We start from the raw sequence: 14,946 nt of genomic DNA, 5'->3' as shown, positions 1-14,946 counted from the left end.
CTGATTTGAAAATGACTAACAGCATCCACCACCTAATGTACAGGAGGAAGAATTTTCTGCCCCAACCAGTTCAAGTTCCTTTGTTTCTTCCTGGATTGTCCCAGTTTCCACTGCGGCAGTTTCCACTGCGGCAGCAGAAACGGTTATTGACTCCGCTTTGATAGGACCACAACAAGATGAAACAGCGTCTGGCTTAGCAGTGCCACAGCTACTATTCCTTGTCAGTGCTTTACATTGTGTAAAATCGGGTACCAGATTTACCGTAAAAATGTCTCCTTTTGTCAAAAACTCACTTGGGTACATCTGCCTGGTATCGAATTTAGAATTGCCAAACTCAATTTTGACTATGCCAAGCGGATTGAGTGGCAGTGATTTTTCTACTAAATTAACAATTGACAGTGCTTTGCTTACTTTCATAGAACGTTCGGTGTCCGTCACCGACGGTTCCCAAAGCTGCACGATGATTTCCGTCCAGCTGTTCATCACACCGCCACAGTCCACAGAGACGATCGGGGCTTGTTTGATTTCGGTGATATGGTATGATGCATCAACAAATTGTCCTTCGGCATATTGAAATTGAAGTACCCTATCCGGATTCTCTAAAAGGGTACTTTTGAAGGACTGCCAGTTCATTGGATTCGAATCATTCATTGCTATATTTCGATTATTTGAAGATGAAAAAATTCTGGTAATATTAATTGCAACACGCTGCTGATACCGGTGTTTCAAATAAGTCACCAAAAATAGCTTTTGCTTCTTGCCATACCGTTTCATTGATGCAGTAACAAACCCGTGGCGGGTTGATTTCGCCGTGGATGATGCCAATCTGTTTCAATTCTTTCAAATGTTGTGAAACCGTTGCTTGGGCAAGTGGCAAAACTTCTACCAGGTCACCGCAAACGCATGAGTTCACTTTTAATAAATGCTGGATAATCGCAACCCTTGCCGGATGCGCCAGCGCTTTGGCTAAATCAGCGATACGGTTCTGCCTATCCGTAAAAACTTGTGTTTTTGTAACTCCCATGTGCCAAAGTTAAAATTCATTTTGTTCATTGCAATAATACGATAGATTATATTTTCGCTCTTTGATTCATGATAACCGACAACCAGATTAAAGCCATCCGGATTTTACTTTGGCTGAGAATCGAATGTAGCCTATAATGCCAGAAGAAAAACCCTACGCAAAAGTCGTGACGGTTTTTCTCCCTTTCTTTAGTTTACCCCCTAAAATGGTTTCTTACTTGGTCTGGGACATCTTTGCCCTGTGGTCTAATAAAGGATTCAGAGGCAATTGCACTGATTAGCTTGTCATCGTTACACCATGCCATGATATAAAGACAATCCAGCACACAGCTGCGTAGTAGTATTCCGATTGACGATTCCATAGTCATGAATCTATCTAAGCCCAGATCCGCAATCGCCTGAATGGTTAGGCATTGCCCTCCAACACGATATACAAATGTCTGCACTCCGATTGCATCTAAAACATCTATATCCATATTGGCCGTCTTATAATCCGCTGGTGGTTTGAAATATCTTAAACAGTTCGTTTCATAGAATTTTGTTGTTTCTGCTATTTTTTTGAGATCATCGAGTATAAGATCGAAAGACCTGTTTAGAACAATTTTATGAAGCCATTGAAGCAAAGATCTCCATTCTTCTTCATTTGATACCGCTGCCTTTACAATGGCAAAGTCAAAGTTATCAATTATACATATGTACGGTGGTGCATCAATTTTTACTACAAAGACTGTTTTGTTTTCCAAGGAAAAAATACGACCAGCAACCTTGATATTTATTAATTTTCCAAGATCTTCCTCGATCCGTTTTATAATACTACTATCATCCATCTTACACTTGGGAGAGGGTTAAAACTTAAAAATAGTATTTTGTGAACGAAAAGAGAAGACTTTATTAAAATATCAAAATTCACCCTATTTAACATAATCTTATTTATACAACAATTGTATAATTGTATTTTTTATATCAAAATACCCATAATTTATCTTAAATCTATAAATAAAATAAGCTTTTTATTTACGATAATATTCGTATTTAAATAGCAATTCTATTTATATATTATTGGATTGTGATTACTGAAGAAAGTTTTTTCTGAATAGAGGAATACTTACAGTAGAACGTAAGCTTTTGCAACATCCTAATGCTTTTTTTCTGGAAAATAATTGACCTGTTTTAAGAAACCAAATATCTGTAACCCGAAATGATTTACTTTTCATTGATAGCGTAGACATAGCCGACACCTTTGTGCCCGTCGGCCAATTCGTAACGTGCCAGTATACGCCGATATCCTTCACCTTCAAATTGATCAAGAGATTCCCAGTGTTTTGTCAGCTCGTCTGAGAATAATATTTGAGCTGCAATATCCATCTTTTGTTCGGGATCTGGAACCGGAACAAATCCATCATATCCCATTTTAGATCCCCATCCCTTGCTTTCCAATCTGCCCCCTTTGATGACAGCTGATTTCCATTCTCCTTTTATGTGTTCAACTTTTGAATGATTTGGCTTTCCAGGAGCAAGTGTGCCGTATATAATAAAGACGTTCTGCGGAACATAAGTCTTTATTAAACTTTGCTCGGAGTCAGAAAGTGATAATTCTGTCATTGTCTCAACAGTCACATCGGTTAACTGTTTTTGATTGAGCTGATCAATCATACGGTCAAGTTCACTGTCGTTCATGTTATTTATAATAATTGTTTAGTTGTGCTATTCAAATTCATTAACGTGCGATCTTTAAAGCTACTACCACGCAGATTCTCTTCCACTTTACCTAAATCAGTCAGGAAATCTGGGCAGTCCTTCATGATGTCTTGCACCGTTTCTTCAAATGCTGCCCAATAGGCTTCCAAACGTGGTAAAGTAACCAGCGCCAATTCCGTCAAAGTGATAATCTGCTTACGAGAATCAACTGTGTCAGTTTTTGTTTCCACATAACCTTTTGATTTCATGTTGTTAACAATTTTGATGATGGCCGGATGGGATAGCTGCAACTGATCTGAAATATCGGTAAGAGACAACGCTCCCTGCCTTTTGAGTATTAGAAACACCAGGTGCCAATTCGGCTCTATATCTGCCCCCACTGTTTTGTAAAAATCTTTGGTGCTATACAGCAGGGCATCACTTAATCTTTTTAGCCTACTTGTAAAGCCGGCATTCTTCAGCTCAATCAAAAAATCCATACAAATCACAAAATATAACTGGTTATACAAATATATAACCAGTTATATTAATTCACAAATCTTTGTCAGATGTTGTCATTGAAAATGGAAGAAAATTAATTTCTTACCGCAAGTGACCCTTGGTCTAATAAAAATAAGTTTCTATTTAGGGTTAAATTAAAAGAAGGTCGTGACGGATTTCCCTTTCTTTTAATTTAACCCATCCTTGGGATTTACCTGCTTCTCCAAAGTCTTTTTAACTGCCTTCTTTGAAACAGTTTTGGCTTTTTCCTTCGGCTCCTTCCCGTATATGTTCTCGCTGGTAGCTGCGATCTCTTCCAGATCCTGGCCAGAAATCACGGATTTGTCTTCCAGGGTAATGTCTTCTTTTGCGGCATACTCGTCGCCCAGCTTAATGAGCAGCCAGGCATTCTCCCCCCCTTCCATGCGCTTTTACCAAAGCGAACTGGCCTTGCAATTTTTGCCCGCTCATGACAAACTTGATCTTGCCGGAATGTAACTGGTGCAAAAGACTTCTTTCATTTCCCTTCTTATCTTTTGCAGGTTCTTCTGCCGGCATGTAAATGCCTTCATCTCAGACCATCACTGTGCCCCCTCCGTACTCCCCTTGTGGTATGATTCCTTCGAAAGTCCGATAGTCGTATGGGTGGTCTTCAACCATCATTGCCAAACGTTTTACTTCCGGATCCATGGATGGGCCTTTGGGTACTGCCCAGCTTTTAAGCACGCCTTCCATTTCCAGACGGAAATCATAATGTAGATGGGAAGCAGCATGTTTTTGGATTACAAAGCGCAATATATTTTTGTCAGGCTTGCCCCCAAATGGTTCGGGGGTTTTGCTTTTGGAACGTTTTTCTTTGTATTTAACCAGGCTCATCGTTTTGGGAAGGATAAGTATGTAAAGATCAGATAAGGTGAAGCAAATCACATCAAAGCGCGTGCCAGCTCATAGGTATGAATTTTTACTATAAAGATGATATCAACCAAACCATCACGAGATATGGCAGATGACAAAACCAAACAGGGACCGGCCGACAGCAGCCGTATCAATCTGAATGAAGATTATGAAGTTGCCTATTGGACCGAAGCCTTGGGTATTACCAAGGAAAAATTAAGCGAAGCAGTCAAAGAAGCAGGGAGTTCTGCCAAGGCTGTCAGGGAGTATTTAGGAAAAAAATGATTTACATACAGCTTATTCCCATGTATGAAGCGCAAGGGAGTAAGCTGTATATTAGCTGAGTCATCCTGCTTGTAGTCAACAGTCATGAAAGTCTTTTTCTTTCCCGAAAGCCACAACGCCGCCAATCATCCAAGACTGTTATCGATGCCGACAGGGTAATTTTGCAGTAATAATTTCCCGAATATGTGTCATTTTAGTCTTAAAACAACTCCGGTATGTTATTTCAAGCTGACGACTTTGAGGTAGAATTTGAAGGTATGAAGGTTGCTATCAAAGTCATGAATTTAGCAGGTAGAACCGTTTTTCAGTTGACTTTCCCAGACGGACGAAAGCCATTGATTATCAGCAGATCCAAAGTATTTGACGGTCACAAAGTTTGGATGTCTATTCCGGAAGGAAGGCAATCAGAAGCAATTCCAATTGGCGCGAAAATTGTTGAGCATTTTCAAAACACTAAATCCCAGTAATCATGTGCTATTACAACGGTCAAAAAGTGACCAAAGCTGAATTTATACAATTAATGCAGCTGGAAAAGGCTGTCAAAAACTATGAATTTTTAAATCGAAACGTTACGCATGCCTTCGAATTTGGGAAGATCGCTGTCTTAAAACCACGTTACACGCGCGATAATTTTGATATCGTTCAGATGGAATGGAGTTTCTTGCCAAAATATGTAAAGAACCGAGACCAGACTGAAAAATTCAGGAGAGGTTATAAGAAAAAAGATGGGACCTGGCAAAAAGGATACGACACGCAGAATGCCAAGGGCGAAGAACTTTTGTTCCCTGACAAAATTTACCGGGAGGCGGCTTTGGAACGTAGATGCCTTATCTTGTCCTCTGGCTTTTACGAATGGAGGCATGAGTACGGAGTCAATAAACGTACTGGCGAAAAGAAAAAAACAGCCGATAAATACCCTCATTATATTGGGGTAAAAGACCAACCCTACTTTTATGTAGCAGGAATCTGGCAATCCTGGACCGATCAGGATACTGGTGAAACAGTTGACACCGTGAGCCTGGTGACCACCAAGGCTAATGCGATGATGGCAAAGATTCACAATTCCAAATTGAGAATGCCTACAATACTGCCCGACAATCTAGCATGGGAGTGGATGATGGATGACCTACCGGAAGAGCGAATCACCGAGCTTGCAACTTTCCAGCTTCCCGAAAATTTAATGGAAGCATGTACAGTCCACAAAGACTTCTTGAAAGCCGAAGATCCAACCGTCCCGTTCATATACGAAGAGTTGGTAGCTTTGGACACTCCTACTCCACCGGCACAGGCATCTCTCTTTTAAATTGAACAGTTGCTATTTTAGTGATATAGCTGCTCCCTTTCCGGAGCAGCTATACTTGATCAATATTCACTTGGCAGTAAGATCACGTTATCTGCAACATAGATTTTGATCTCTTCCATCGGAAAATCGGTGTAACTGATTTGTTTGGTGAAGACTATCTGATAGTTACCATTATCACAAGTAAGTGTTGCAGTGGATTGTTCTAAATCTACATTAAGTGTCCAAACTTGAAATTCTTCTCTTTTGACAAGTGGATGGGCTTGTTGAAAAGCAATTTCATCAATAAGCCAATAGGCCCGGCTTTTTCTGCGACATACTTGACACCATCTGTATATAAGAAATTTTGCACTAATGTGTGTCGGTACCACTTTTCGGTACCTGTAAATTCTGCAAGATCCGATTTTGACAATTTTTCAGTTTTCATAATTCTGATGTTTACTTGCCCTCCACCGTGGAGAACGATGCAAACAGGCCTTAAGCAAACTGCCTGGAAAGGCAACACCAACACGGGAGCGAAGCGAATGGAGCGGGCAGCGTGATTGACGTCCAGGCTGCTTTGGGCAACTTGTGTCGTTTCTCACAGGTGGATGGCTATATATCACATCTTTTGAAATGCATTGGTAAACCTTCGGGCATCCCAGAAATTACAGTTAAACGTATCAATCCGTATTTTACAGTAATTTGTATTGGTGTACCACTAAAATGTAATTTGAAAGTCTAGAAAAAAGGCTTCTTTCAGAACCAAATGGGAGGAGAATTTTAAGGCGGCGAGAGTACATAAAAACCACCGTATAATTCAGACAGTAAATTTCATAGACGAAATCTATTACCTGGTAGTAACCACTGTTTGACTGCATCAGCAAGTCGAGAAACTTCTTCTAAAAACGAATTCCAAATCATCGATGTAATTTCTGGAATGAAAATCCTGATCATCAAAGATGAACCCAAACTTGCTGCCGACATTGCCTATCTATCCGCACAGGATTACTTGTGCTAATACGCCAGTAGATGGGCGCAGGCAAAGGAATAAGTCAGCTGTACCGCTATGAATGTATCTTATTGGCTTGATGTTTCCAGGTGGCAATGGCTCGATATTCTTGACATTCTCAAAGAAGAAGGTCAGCAGGATACTCGGTCATTCGGCGTGGGAGTTTTGCAAATAAGAACAATGTGCTGCAGAATGAGCTTAAAGTAGATTTGTCATCAAGGGTCGTAACCGTCAATGGGACATTAGTCTCATTAACCCGCAAGGAGCTGGACCTGCGATTGTTTTTTTATCAGCAATAAAAACCGTGTGATCTGGAAAAGTGCATTGGCGAAGCATTTGTCGGGCGACATTGCCGATATATTCGATAACCACGATTTTTTTTACGCGCACGTAAAAAAACCCAAAAAAAGTTGACCGAGGCTGGGTACGGTAATTATCTTACCGCCAAACGGAGCATGCATAATGCCTCTTTTCACAGAAACATTGCTCAGATGACTACTAGCTGGTAGGTTCGCGTATATTCATTTGTACTGCCTACAATGGGCATTCGATTTATCAATATTCACAATACTTTAATAACACAAGCTTGCGAAAGTAGCTGTAAGACAATATCTTCGTTAAATTCTCAACGTTTATATCTTATCCTCCTTCACTTTATAATTATTGATTGGTTAGTAAATTAAGCCCTTTGACCAGCTTACCTATTATCATTTTTGTTTTCGGTAGGCTGGCAAAGGCACCAAATATTACAAGCCCATTCTTCCCTTACCATGCGTACTTTGAAGTTGTATGGCCCCTTCTAATTCCATACCACCACCGAACCACAATTTACCTATGGCAACCGTTGGTTTACAGCAGTCACAAATCTCTTATTAAATCACCTTATAGATCAATTATATTACCCCAGTGTAGCCCATCATTCTTTGAAAGGAATATATTACCCATCCGGTTATCAAGCAGGGGGAGTTTGGACTAGGTATATATACCTAAGATATTATATAGAAGACTGGATCATTCCAGAGAAATTTGATCGCTAGCCGAATATTCTCTTAATTTGAATGAACACTCCAACTGCGTCATAAATAAATATGATCAACATTATTCTTCAATATAAATCTGATCCGGAATCAGTGTATCAAACCTGGTTTATTAATAATGAAGAACGTTTAAAGGCATTCCGTTCCATCCGGCGAGGTGTACAGCAAATTGTAGTAGACATCAAACAAGGCAAGTTCCCCAACGATTTCCGGGGATCTTCACTTGAATTTGTACTGAACTGTATTACCGAGCAAAAGCAAGTTTTTGAAGGCGCCGCACATCCTTTTTATTGGAAGCCTAAACTTAGGATACCTGATATCTATGAAAATCAAGCCCATAAAAAGGCATTTGGCCAGTTTCTTGAAAACTGCCTGAACGCAAGTAAAGAAGAACAACTGATTAGAGAGATTATCCGGTTAGATGAATTGAAAATAAAGGGATTAGGTCCTTCTGTTGCTAATATTTTATATTTTCTACATCCTACACTGATACCTCCCTTTAATACTGCCATTCTTAACGGGTTTAATTATTTGTATAAAGATAAAAAGAAGCTGGGGTCGTGGTCTGAATACCTAAAAATCCGCGAGGTTATACTAAAAGCAAATAAGGAGTACTGTCATGAATTGTCAACAGACTTAGGAGCATTTTCAGGACTATTATTTGAGATTGGTACCCAGAAAATGATCTTGGGTATGGATGGGTATTTATCCATCGAAGAACGTCAAAGACTCGAAAAACTGATAGAAAAACGGCAATCTCAGCTTCAGGCAGAACGGCAGGATGAGAACTTACATACGGAAATGCAGTACCACCTTCTTAAAATTGGGCAAGCTTTAGGTTACGATGCTTTCCCTGCTACTAATGATCAATCAAGAAGCTTTGATGGCCACAAGTTCTCATTTTTATGTCAGGCTAACTTTCCCCAAATAAAATGTGATGCAGAAACGCGAAATACTATTAAATTAATTGATGTGCTCTGGTTTGCAAAGGGAACAGGCAATGTACTAGCGGCATTTGAAGTTGAAAAAAGTACTTCTATTTACTCGGGTATCCTAAGGTTAACAGATTTATCTTTTAGTATAGCCAATGGTGATGAAACATTTTTCTTAATCGTACCAGACCACCGTGAAAAAGATGTGTGTCTTCAATTATCGCGCCCTTCTGTCAAAAGCAATAATGTTTTGATTAAATACATTTTGTTTTCTGATCTAAGAAAACACTGCGACTCTATTTGTAAATTCGGTGACAATCACCAGATCATGAGCAAGATTGCAAAAAATGCCCCGTCACATACTGTTGAATAAGTATATAACGGGGAGTCACTAAAGAAACAGGTTTTTATCTAGTACCAGATTTTTTGGGCTTGTGTTTTTTCATGTCCATGTCCATCTTACCCATTGTTCCATCCATATAGACCCCTTCTCCTTCTTTAAGCGGCTTATTAGTACCGTCTTTCATCATTACCGTGCCATCTTTCATAATCATCGTCCCGTTTTTCAACGTCATATCTTCGGTCATCGCAGTCATCTCACCGCCTTTCATGACCATCATCTTTCCATCGTGCATCATCACACAATCTTTCATAGATGCATGCATCTTGTCCATTTTTTTTTCTTTATCCTGTGCATATACACTAACGGATAAAAGAATTGCTACCGCAAAGGCAAGTAATTGTTTCATTGTTCTCGGTGGTTAAAATTTATAATGGATATTGCTCAATAAGTATGCCACTGAATTCTGGACATTGAAATTTACAATACAATGGGTTTCACCAAGATCTGTCCATCACGTTCGAAAACACAAAGTGAGGTTTTTTTATCAACCATCATAGCAAGCTTGGGATATTGGCCATTCCCTATCGAAACGGTCTTCTGCCCATTAGGGCTGCGAAATTGAATAGCCCCATCCTTTTGCCAGGCAATTGCAGGCCCCTTGCCGGTTTGCAAAATTACTGGGGTACGACCAGCACCCAGTTTTATTTCCGGCTTCCCGGGCTCGGCTACATAGACTTCCAGTTGGCGCCTCCAGACTGTGGTAACTTTCCCATTTTCATCCGCTGCCAGGTCTCCGCCATCCATAGGACAGCCATCAATCATAAAGTCCCCTGTTCCAAGTTTCTGGGCTGTGCTAAAATGCTTGCCATTATCCTTGGAGCTGATCAGGTACATGTTCCGGGCTCCATCGAGCTTGTTCCGGAACATAACATGCATACTGCCACTTTGATCAAAAGAAACAGTAGGCTTACAGCAGTCACAAATACCTTTTTGCTCTCCCTGATAGATCAATTGATTTTTCTCCCAAGTTAATCCACCATCTCTGGAAAGCGATCCATATAGATTATTGTTTCCTAGCCGTGAATCCAGCCACACGGTATACACATCGTTACCTTTACCTGCACTTAGGCCAGAGAGTGCTTCTTTGGCAGTTGAATCCGTATCAGTAACCTTCACAGGGGCAGACCATTGATTATCTGCATTGGTAAGCCGCATCGAAAACAAATCACCATTGTGGTCACCAACTGTAACAACTGTATATTCTGCTGTTGTAACAATTTGCGGCCCGCGGCCCATACCCAGGCCCATTTTCGAGAAGTTGCCTAGCAGGTCAGGTTTGGAAAAGGATTTTCCCCCATCATTTGAGGATACAAAATATAAGTCCCTGTGATCACCATTTTTGACCCCATATACAATCCGGACCGTTCCACTTTGATCAATAGCGATCTCAGGTTGGCTACCCGTACCTAAATTATATTCAGCATCCGCAGGCCGGGGCAGATCTGCTTGAAAAGCCAGAAAGATGGGAAGGGCAATCAATAGGCCAAGTTTTGCCAAAAATATGTTCATGGTTGATAATTTGAAAATGGAGCCGTTTTTTACAACATTTGTAATATAAATAGTAAGATGCATTACCTTAATTTTTACTAACTTAATATGGTTGTTTACGGTAACAATGCTCATTGCTCATCAATCCAAAAATTATGTAAGTCTGATCCATAATTATATAATTAGATAAGGTATTTTTTTCTAATATTTGCGTTTTAAGTCAATCATGAAAAAGCTTACTGTACTTTTCCTGACCCTTCTTTACCTTGGTACTGCAACCGGTGTTACCTTACACCTGCACTACTGTATGGGGGAAGTGATCAACTGGGAAGTTACAAAGGCAGACCAGGGCCACTGTGAAAATTGTGGGATGGATAAAAACAAATCCACCAAAAACGGGTGTTGTAAAGACGAGTTCAAAAAAGTAAAGACAGACGATTCTCGCAAACTGACAGAAAATACTTTCAGTAATCCACTGCTTTCTGTGGCAGTCTTAAATGAAGGGGTAACATATGATTTCTCAGCAGCCTCTTACCCGAATGTTTTAAAGACGAGCAATCAAAGTAATGCTCCTCCCCGAAGTAAACCAGTCCCGGTTTATATTCTGCACTGTAGTTACCTGATTTAAAATTTCGTATCCCTTCTATGCCAGGCAAATGTACTTGCCCGGCTCTTTGTGCTATACTCCTATCAGCACTGATCAATCTTTCTTTCAATTACTAACATACAAAATCTATGCTACGCATTAGCTATGGCGCATTTCTGCTGCTTGCCATTACTTTATTTTCCGCTTGCCGTAAACATGTCATGGACGATATGCCTATGGAAAAAAATATTGACTATCCTGCTGCTTATGTGGTTAATGGAGAAGATGCAACGGTTTCTGTGATCCGGTTATCGGATCAAACAGTTTCCGAAACTTTGGATCTGATGACTGGTTCAGCAGAAATGGTTATGTGGCCACACCACATCTATCATCTTCAGAGTTTAGGAGAGCACAGGTTAACTGTTGCAGTTCCTGGAATGGATTTAAGTGAAGGGCATGCGGGAGCAATGGCCGGAATGAAAGGGAAAGTTCTTGTCTTGGATGCTGTAAAAGGTACAGTTATAAAAGATTTGGAAGTACCTGTCATGAATCACAACGCCGTTTATTCTCCTGATGGCAAAGAGATATGGACTTCTCAAATGGATATGGCAGGTAAAGTGCTTGTCTATGATGCTGCTACCTACACTTTGAAAAATACAATCGCTGTGGGTATGGAGCCCGCCGAAGTAACATTTTCTGCGGATGGGACGAAGGTCTATGTGGCAAACGGAGGCGATGACAATGTCTCGGTGATCAGTCCGGCAACAAAGGCCATTATTAAAACCATTGATGTTGGTGACAATCCAGTTGCTGCCTGGGTAGGATATGATGGAAAGATGTACGTGGACAATGAAGATGGTAAGTCAGTAAGTGTTATCAATGTTGCCTCTGATAAAGTAGTCCAGACCATCCCACTTGGATTTATGCCTGGCAGCGTTGCGCATAACCTTACTAAAAAAGAATTGTGGGTAACTGATCCGGAAAACGGTAAAGTACACTATTGGACCTGGGATGATGCCATGCAAGACTGGATGCATGGAGGTGTCTTGCAGGCGGCAGCCGGCGCACATGCCATTGGCTTTACAACAGATGGCAATACTGCATATGTAACCAATCAAATGGCGCAAAGTGTATCGGTTATTAACGTCTCTAATCACACTAAAATCAAAGACATTATCGTCGGTAAAAAGCCAAACGGTATTGTGCTTAAACAATGATTGTAAACATTTATTTACCCCTAATATTTACCTGAATCATGAAAACCATTCACGTTAAGAACATATTGCTCTTGATCATATTGATGATCCCTACGGTCCTATTTGCACAAGCCAATTATAAACAGCCCTTCAACATTGCCAAAGATGGCATGATCACTGATGCAGCAGGGACTACCATTGGCTCGGTTACGAAGGAAAATATTGTGAAGGACCACAAAGGCCACAAAATAGCATTCGTCGATGGAGAGGGCAGCCTGATTGATGCCCATACCAATAAGAAAATGGGGCGGATGGGTAAAGATGGTAAGACCTATTACAATGCAAATGGTGAAATATACCTGACTGTGAAAGACAAAGGTGAAACCTGTGAAATTTACGACGCATCTGGTAAGAAGATCGGGGATGTCCATTCCAGTTACAAGGGTATGGCCTGCGGGCTGCATTGTTTTGAAAATGGCCTGGATGCCAACATGCAAAAGAAACCTGTCTCGGCAACTGCCTATGTATGCCCGATGCACCCGGAGATCACCGGAAAAGAAGGGGATAGCTGCTCAAAATGTCATATGAAGCTGGTCAAAAAATAGGTCAAATAATTCACTTTAACAGATTATCCCAATGAAATCAATAAGCAAAGTATTCTTTTTGCTGACATGCATGTTACTGCTGACAGGTTCATCACTATTTGCCCATAACGGGAAAAAGCACGGTAAAGCTAAGATGGACTCGGCCCAGGCGGTTGCGCCTGCTAGCCAGCACCAGCATGGCGGCCATGATAGTACAGCCATGCAAGCGGCTATGAGCCCCGATGGCAATCATCAGCATGGTCTTAGTGAGTTCCCCACACTACACCCCCTGGTCGTACACTTTCCCATTGTCCTATTAATCATTGCAGCCCTTCTTCAATGGGTTGGATTGTTGGTATACAAAAAAGAAATAACCATCGTTGCCTGGGCACTCTTACTATTGGGCTTTATCGGTGCTTACGCATCATCCACCTGGTTTCATGCCCACACATCCCAGCTGGCACCGGCGATTCAAGCCGTTCTTGAAGAGCATGAAAAGTATGCGTCTTACACACAATGGCTGTCAGGGATAGCGCTCCTGGTACAGTCTGTTAATTTGTTTTTCCTGAAAAGAAATGTTTGGGTTAATGCTTCCATGGCTATCGTCATGAGTGCGGCCGCATTCTTTGTTGCCTATACGGGGCATCATGGTGCGGAACTGGTCCATAAGCATGGCGTTGGGGCAAAAGGTTATTTACTGGAACAACATCATCATTAATAAATATTAGGACCTGCTAAGGGTAGGTTACAGAATTAAGTATGGTACATCGTATTATAGAATGGTCATTACAGAACCGGTTCATTGTACTGGTCTTATCGGCAGCACTGCTTATATGGGGCGCGTTTGCCATTAAGAAGAACCCTATTGATGCCATTCCGGATTTATCCGAAAACCAGGTAATTGTTTTTACCGAGTGGATGGGCCGGGGCCCCCAGTTAATTGAAGACCAGATTACTTACCCTTTGGTTACCAATCTTCAGGGGCTTCCCAAAATCAAATATGTACGGGGTACTTCCATGTTTGGGATGAGTTTCATTTACGTTATTTTTAATGATGACGTGGACGTATATTGGGCGCGTGAGCGGGTTCTTGAAAGATTAAGTACTGTATCCCGCTCATTGCCCACCGGCGTCAGCCCACAACTTGGCCCTGACGGAACAGGGGTCGGACATATACTCTGGTATACACTGGATGCACCCGAAATGGACTTGGGGGAACAAAGGGCTTTGCAGGACTGGTATATCAAGTTTGCTTTGCAGAATGTGGAAGGGGTCAGTGAAATCGCCTCTTTTGGTGGTTTTCAAAAACAGTATCAAATTACCGTAGATCCAAATAAGCTGCTTTACTACCGCTTATCGGTACCGGAGGTAATAGGTGCGATCCGCTCGAATAATAATGAATCAGGCGGAAGAAAATTCGAGTTAAGTGACATTGGCTATATTATCAAGACGTCGGGCTATCTTCAATCCATTGAAGAAATTGAGAATATACCGGTCAAAAACCAGGCCAGTATCCCCATCAGAGTTTCAGATATAGCTTCCGTGCAGATGACAGGCGAAACCCGGCTTGGTATTTTTGATCAGGATGGGGAAGGTGAACGGGTTGGCGGTATTGTGGTCATGCGCTATGGTGAAAATGCGGCTGCTGTTATTGAAAAAGTAAAGGCAAAAATGAGCGAAGCTGCCAAGGGGTTTCCCAAGGGCGTTAAATTCGATATCGTCTACGACCGGGGAGAGCTGATCCAGGAGTCCGTTGATTCTATCAAGCACACATTAATTGAAGAAATGATCGTGGTCTCACTGGTAGTGATCATCTTTCTTTTTCACTGGCGCAGTGCACTAAGTATTATCATCCAGATTCCCATTACCCTTGCCGCCAGCTTCATTTTACTGAATGCCTTTAGTATCTCATCCAACATTATGTCCTTAACCGGTATCGCCCTTGCTATCGGCGTAATCGTTGATAACGGCATTATTATGAGTGAAAATGCCTATAAGCATCTTTCTCAGCGGTATGAAGAGTGGCAGGAACAGCAGAAAACGACATAA

18 protein-coding genes and 1 pseudogene are annotated in these 14,946 nt (G+C 41.2%); 9 read left to right on the top strand and 10 right to left on the bottom strand.

The window, feature by feature from the left end; translation table 11 throughout:
- Positions 1 to 15: 15 nt before the first annotated feature.
- The 7 genes from FEM33_RS11275 to FEM33_RS26705 all read right to left on the bottom strand — a co-directional run bounded on the left by FEM33_RS11275 (position 16) and on the right by FEM33_RS26705 (position 4,077).
- The gene (locus FEM33_RS11275) at positions 16 to 651 is read right to left on the bottom strand and encodes a DUF6428 family protein (RefSeq protein WP_139012129.1); all 636 of its coding nucleotides are present in this window, start codon (positions 649 to 651) and stop codon (positions 16 to 18) included.
- Between the two features lie 43 nt (positions 652 to 694).
- Positions 695 to 1,024 carry an ArsR/SmtB family transcription factor gene (locus FEM33_RS11270; RefSeq protein WP_139012128.1) on the bottom strand — a complete coding sequence of 110 codons (330 nt, stop codon included), beginning with the start codon at positions 1,022 to 1,024 and terminating at the stop codon, positions 695 to 697.
- A 193-nt stretch (positions 1,025 to 1,217) separates the two neighbouring features.
- Entirely contained in the window at positions 1,218 to 1,850 is a 633-nt protein-coding gene (locus FEM33_RS11265; RefSeq protein WP_139012127.1) for a hypothetical protein, read from the bottom strand.
- A gap of 376 nt (positions 1,851 to 2,226) precedes the next feature.
- Positions 2,227 to 2,700, bottom strand: a complete 474-nt coding sequence (locus FEM33_RS11260; RefSeq protein WP_229214200.1) for a gamma-glutamylcyclotransferase family protein — start codon at positions 2,698 to 2,700, stop codon at positions 2,227 to 2,229.
- A 5-nt stretch (positions 2,701 to 2,705) separates the two neighbouring features.
- Entirely contained in the window at positions 2,706 to 3,200 is a 495-nt protein-coding gene (locus FEM33_RS11255) for a MarR family winged helix-turn-helix transcriptional regulator (protein ID WP_139012126.1), read from the bottom strand.
- Between the two features lie 189 nt (positions 3,201 to 3,389).
- Entirely contained in the window at positions 3,390 to 3,626 is a 237-nt protein-coding gene (locus FEM33_RS26710; RefSeq protein WP_229214199.1) for a hypothetical protein, read from the bottom strand.
- A gap of 148 nt (positions 3,627 to 3,774) precedes the next feature.
- Entirely contained in the window at positions 3,775 to 4,077 is a 303-nt protein-coding gene (locus tag FEM33_RS26705) for a DNA polymerase ligase N-terminal domain-containing protein (protein WP_229214198.1), read from the bottom strand.
- 123 nt (positions 4,078 to 4,200) lie between these two features.
- Here FEM33_RS26705 and FEM33_RS11245 point away from each other — a divergent pair, with 123 nt between their 5' ends.
- The 3 genes from FEM33_RS11245 (at position 4,201) to FEM33_RS11235 (ending at position 5,683) form a co-directional block, all read left to right on the top strand.
- Positions 4,201 to 4,380, top strand: a complete 180-nt coding sequence (locus tag FEM33_RS11245) for a DUF3606 domain-containing protein (RefSeq protein ID WP_139012125.1) — start codon at positions 4,201 to 4,203, stop codon at positions 4,378 to 4,380.
- A 215-nt stretch (positions 4,381 to 4,595) separates the two neighbouring features.
- The gene (locus FEM33_RS11240) at positions 4,596 to 4,847 is read left to right on the top strand and encodes a hypothetical protein (RefSeq protein WP_139012124.1); all 252 of its coding nucleotides are present in this window, start codon (positions 4,596 to 4,598) and stop codon (positions 4,845 to 4,847) included.
- Between the two features lie 2 nt (positions 4,848 to 4,849).
- Positions 4,850 to 5,683, top strand: a complete 834-nt coding sequence (locus FEM33_RS11235) for an SOS response-associated peptidase (RefSeq protein ID WP_139012123.1) — start codon at positions 4,850 to 4,852, stop codon at positions 5,681 to 5,683.
- A gap of 59 nt (positions 5,684 to 5,742) precedes the next feature.
- Here the strand turns inward: FEM33_RS11235 and FEM33_RS27160 are convergent.
- A pseudogene (locus FEM33_RS27160) lies at positions 5,743 to 6,107 on the bottom strand (DUF6876 family protein).
- Positions 6,108 to 7,759: 1,652 nt separating this feature from the next.
- On the opposite strand from FEM33_RS27160, the gene FEM33_RS11220 reads away from it, so the two are divergent.
- Positions 7,760 to 9,013, top strand: coding sequence for a type II restriction enzyme NmeDI-related protein (locus tag FEM33_RS11220; RefSeq protein ID WP_139012121.1), 1,254 nt, complete (start codon positions 7,760 to 7,762; stop codon positions 9,011 to 9,013).
- A 34-nt stretch (positions 9,014 to 9,047) separates the two neighbouring features.
- Here FEM33_RS11220 and FEM33_RS11215 read toward each other — a convergent pair whose 3' ends face one another.
- Both FEM33_RS11215 and FEM33_RS11210 read right to left on the bottom strand, forming a co-directional pair.
- Positions 9,048 to 9,389, bottom strand: a complete 342-nt coding sequence (locus FEM33_RS11215) for a DUF6799 domain-containing protein (RefSeq protein WP_139012120.1) — start codon at positions 9,387 to 9,389, stop codon at positions 9,048 to 9,050.
- Between the two features lie 71 nt (positions 9,390 to 9,460).
- Positions 9,461 to 10,666, bottom strand: a complete 1,206-nt coding sequence (locus FEM33_RS11210; RefSeq protein WP_139012119.1) for a sialidase family protein — start codon at positions 10,664 to 10,666, stop codon at positions 9,461 to 9,463.
- Between the two features lie 91 nt (positions 10,667 to 10,757).
- Here FEM33_RS11210 and FEM33_RS11205 point away from each other — a divergent pair, with 91 nt between their 5' ends.
- The 5 genes from FEM33_RS11205 to FEM33_RS11180 all read left to right on the top strand — a co-directional run bounded on the left by FEM33_RS11205 (position 10,758) and on the right by FEM33_RS11180 (position 14,946).
- Entirely contained in the window at positions 10,758 to 11,159 is a 402-nt protein-coding gene (locus FEM33_RS11205; protein WP_139012118.1) for an HYC_CC_PP family protein, read from the top strand.
- Between the two features lie 107 nt (positions 11,160 to 11,266).
- Positions 11,267 to 12,334: a YncE family protein gene (locus FEM33_RS11200; RefSeq protein WP_139012117.1), complete on the top strand. Its 1,068-nt coding sequence runs from the start codon at positions 11,267 to 11,269 to the stop codon at positions 12,332 to 12,334.
- 38 nt (positions 12,335 to 12,372) lie between these two features.
- Complete coding sequence (locus tag FEM33_RS11195) at positions 12,373 to 12,918, top strand: heavy metal-binding domain-containing protein (RefSeq protein WP_310588823.1); 546 nt, start codon at positions 12,373 to 12,375, stop codon at positions 12,916 to 12,918.
- A 31-nt stretch (positions 12,919 to 12,949) separates the two neighbouring features.
- On the top strand, positions 12,950 to 13,615 hold the full coding sequence (locus FEM33_RS11185) for a DUF2231 domain-containing protein (RefSeq protein WP_139012116.1): 666 nt from the start codon (positions 12,950 to 12,952) through the stop codon (positions 13,613 to 13,615).
- A 41-nt stretch (positions 13,616 to 13,656) separates the two neighbouring features.
- Entirely contained in the window at positions 13,657 to 14,946 is a 1,290-nt protein-coding gene (locus tag FEM33_RS11180) for an efflux RND transporter permease subunit (RefSeq protein ID WP_139012115.1), read from the top strand.

Source organism: Dyadobacter flavalbus (assembly GCF_006149045.1).
GTDB classification, from domain to species: domain Bacteria; phylum Bacteroidota; class Bacteroidia; order Cytophagales; family Spirosomataceae; genus Dyadobacter; species Dyadobacter flavalbus.
The sequence above is the reverse complement of the archived record's forward strand: the minus strand, read 5'-3'. Positions and strand labels throughout refer to the sequence as shown.

Excerpts from the sequence above, each read along its gene's own strand:
- FEM33_RS11195 (WP_310588823.1), top strand. The coding sequence starts at position 12,373 with ATGAAAACCATTCACGTTAAGAACATATTGCTCTTGATCATATTGATG.
- FEM33_RS11235 (WP_139012123.1), top strand. The coding sequence starts at position 4,850 with ATGTGCTATTACAACGGTCAAAAAGTGACCAAAGCTGAATTTATACAA.
- FEM33_RS11210 (WP_139012119.1), bottom strand. The coding sequence starts at position 10,666 with ATGAGCATTGTTACCGTAAACAACCATATTAAGTTAGTAAAAATTAAG.
- FEM33_RS11215 (WP_139012120.1), bottom strand. The coding sequence starts at position 9,389 with ATGAAACAATTACTTGCCTTTGCGGTAGCAATTCTTTTATCCGTTAGT.
- FEM33_RS11270 (WP_139012128.1), bottom strand. The coding sequence starts at position 1,024 with ATGGGAGTTACAAAAACACAAGTTTTTACGGATAGGCAGAACCGTATC.
- FEM33_RS11275 (WP_139012129.1), bottom strand. The coding sequence starts at position 651 with ATGAATGATTCGAATCCAATGAACTGGCAGTCCTTCAAAAGTACCCTT.
- FEM33_RS26705 (WP_229214198.1), bottom strand. The coding sequence starts at position 4,077 with ATGAGCCTGGTTAAATACAAAGAAAAACGTTCCAAAAGCAAAACCCCC.
- FEM33_RS26710 (WP_229214199.1), bottom strand. The coding sequence starts at position 3,626 with ATGGAAGGGGGGGAGAATGCCTGGCTGCTCATTAAGCTGGGCGACGAG.
- FEM33_RS11255 (WP_139012126.1), bottom strand. The coding sequence starts at position 3,200 with ATGGATTTTTTGATTGAGCTGAAGAATGCCGGCTTTACAAGTAGGCTA.
- FEM33_RS11185 (WP_139012116.1), top strand. The coding sequence starts at position 12,950 with ATGAAATCAATAAGCAAAGTATTCTTTTTGCTGACATGCATGTTACTG.
- FEM33_RS11265 (WP_139012127.1), bottom strand. The coding sequence starts at position 1,850 with ATGGATGATAGTAGTATTATAAAACGGATCGAGGAAGATCTTGGAAAA.
- FEM33_RS11205 (WP_139012118.1), top strand. The coding sequence starts at position 10,758 with ATGAAAAAGCTTACTGTACTTTTCCTGACCCTTCTTTACCTTGGTACT.
- FEM33_RS11180 (WP_139012115.1), top strand. The coding sequence starts at position 13,657 with ATGGTACATCGTATTATAGAATGGTCATTACAGAACCGGTTCATTGTA.
- FEM33_RS11240 (WP_139012124.1), top strand. The coding sequence starts at position 4,596 with ATGTTATTTCAAGCTGACGACTTTGAGGTAGAATTTGAAGGTATGAAG.
- FEM33_RS11200 (WP_139012117.1), top strand. The coding sequence starts at position 11,267 with ATGCTACGCATTAGCTATGGCGCATTTCTGCTGCTTGCCATTACTTTA.
- FEM33_RS11245 (WP_139012125.1), top strand. The coding sequence starts at position 4,201 with ATGGCAGATGACAAAACCAAACAGGGACCGGCCGACAGCAGCCGTATC.
- FEM33_RS11220 (WP_139012121.1), top strand. The coding sequence starts at position 7,760 with ATGATCAACATTATTCTTCAATATAAATCTGATCCGGAATCAGTGTAT.
- FEM33_RS11260 (WP_229214200.1), bottom strand. The coding sequence starts at position 2,700 with ATGAACGACAGTGAACTTGACCGTATGATTGATCAGCTCAATCAAAAA.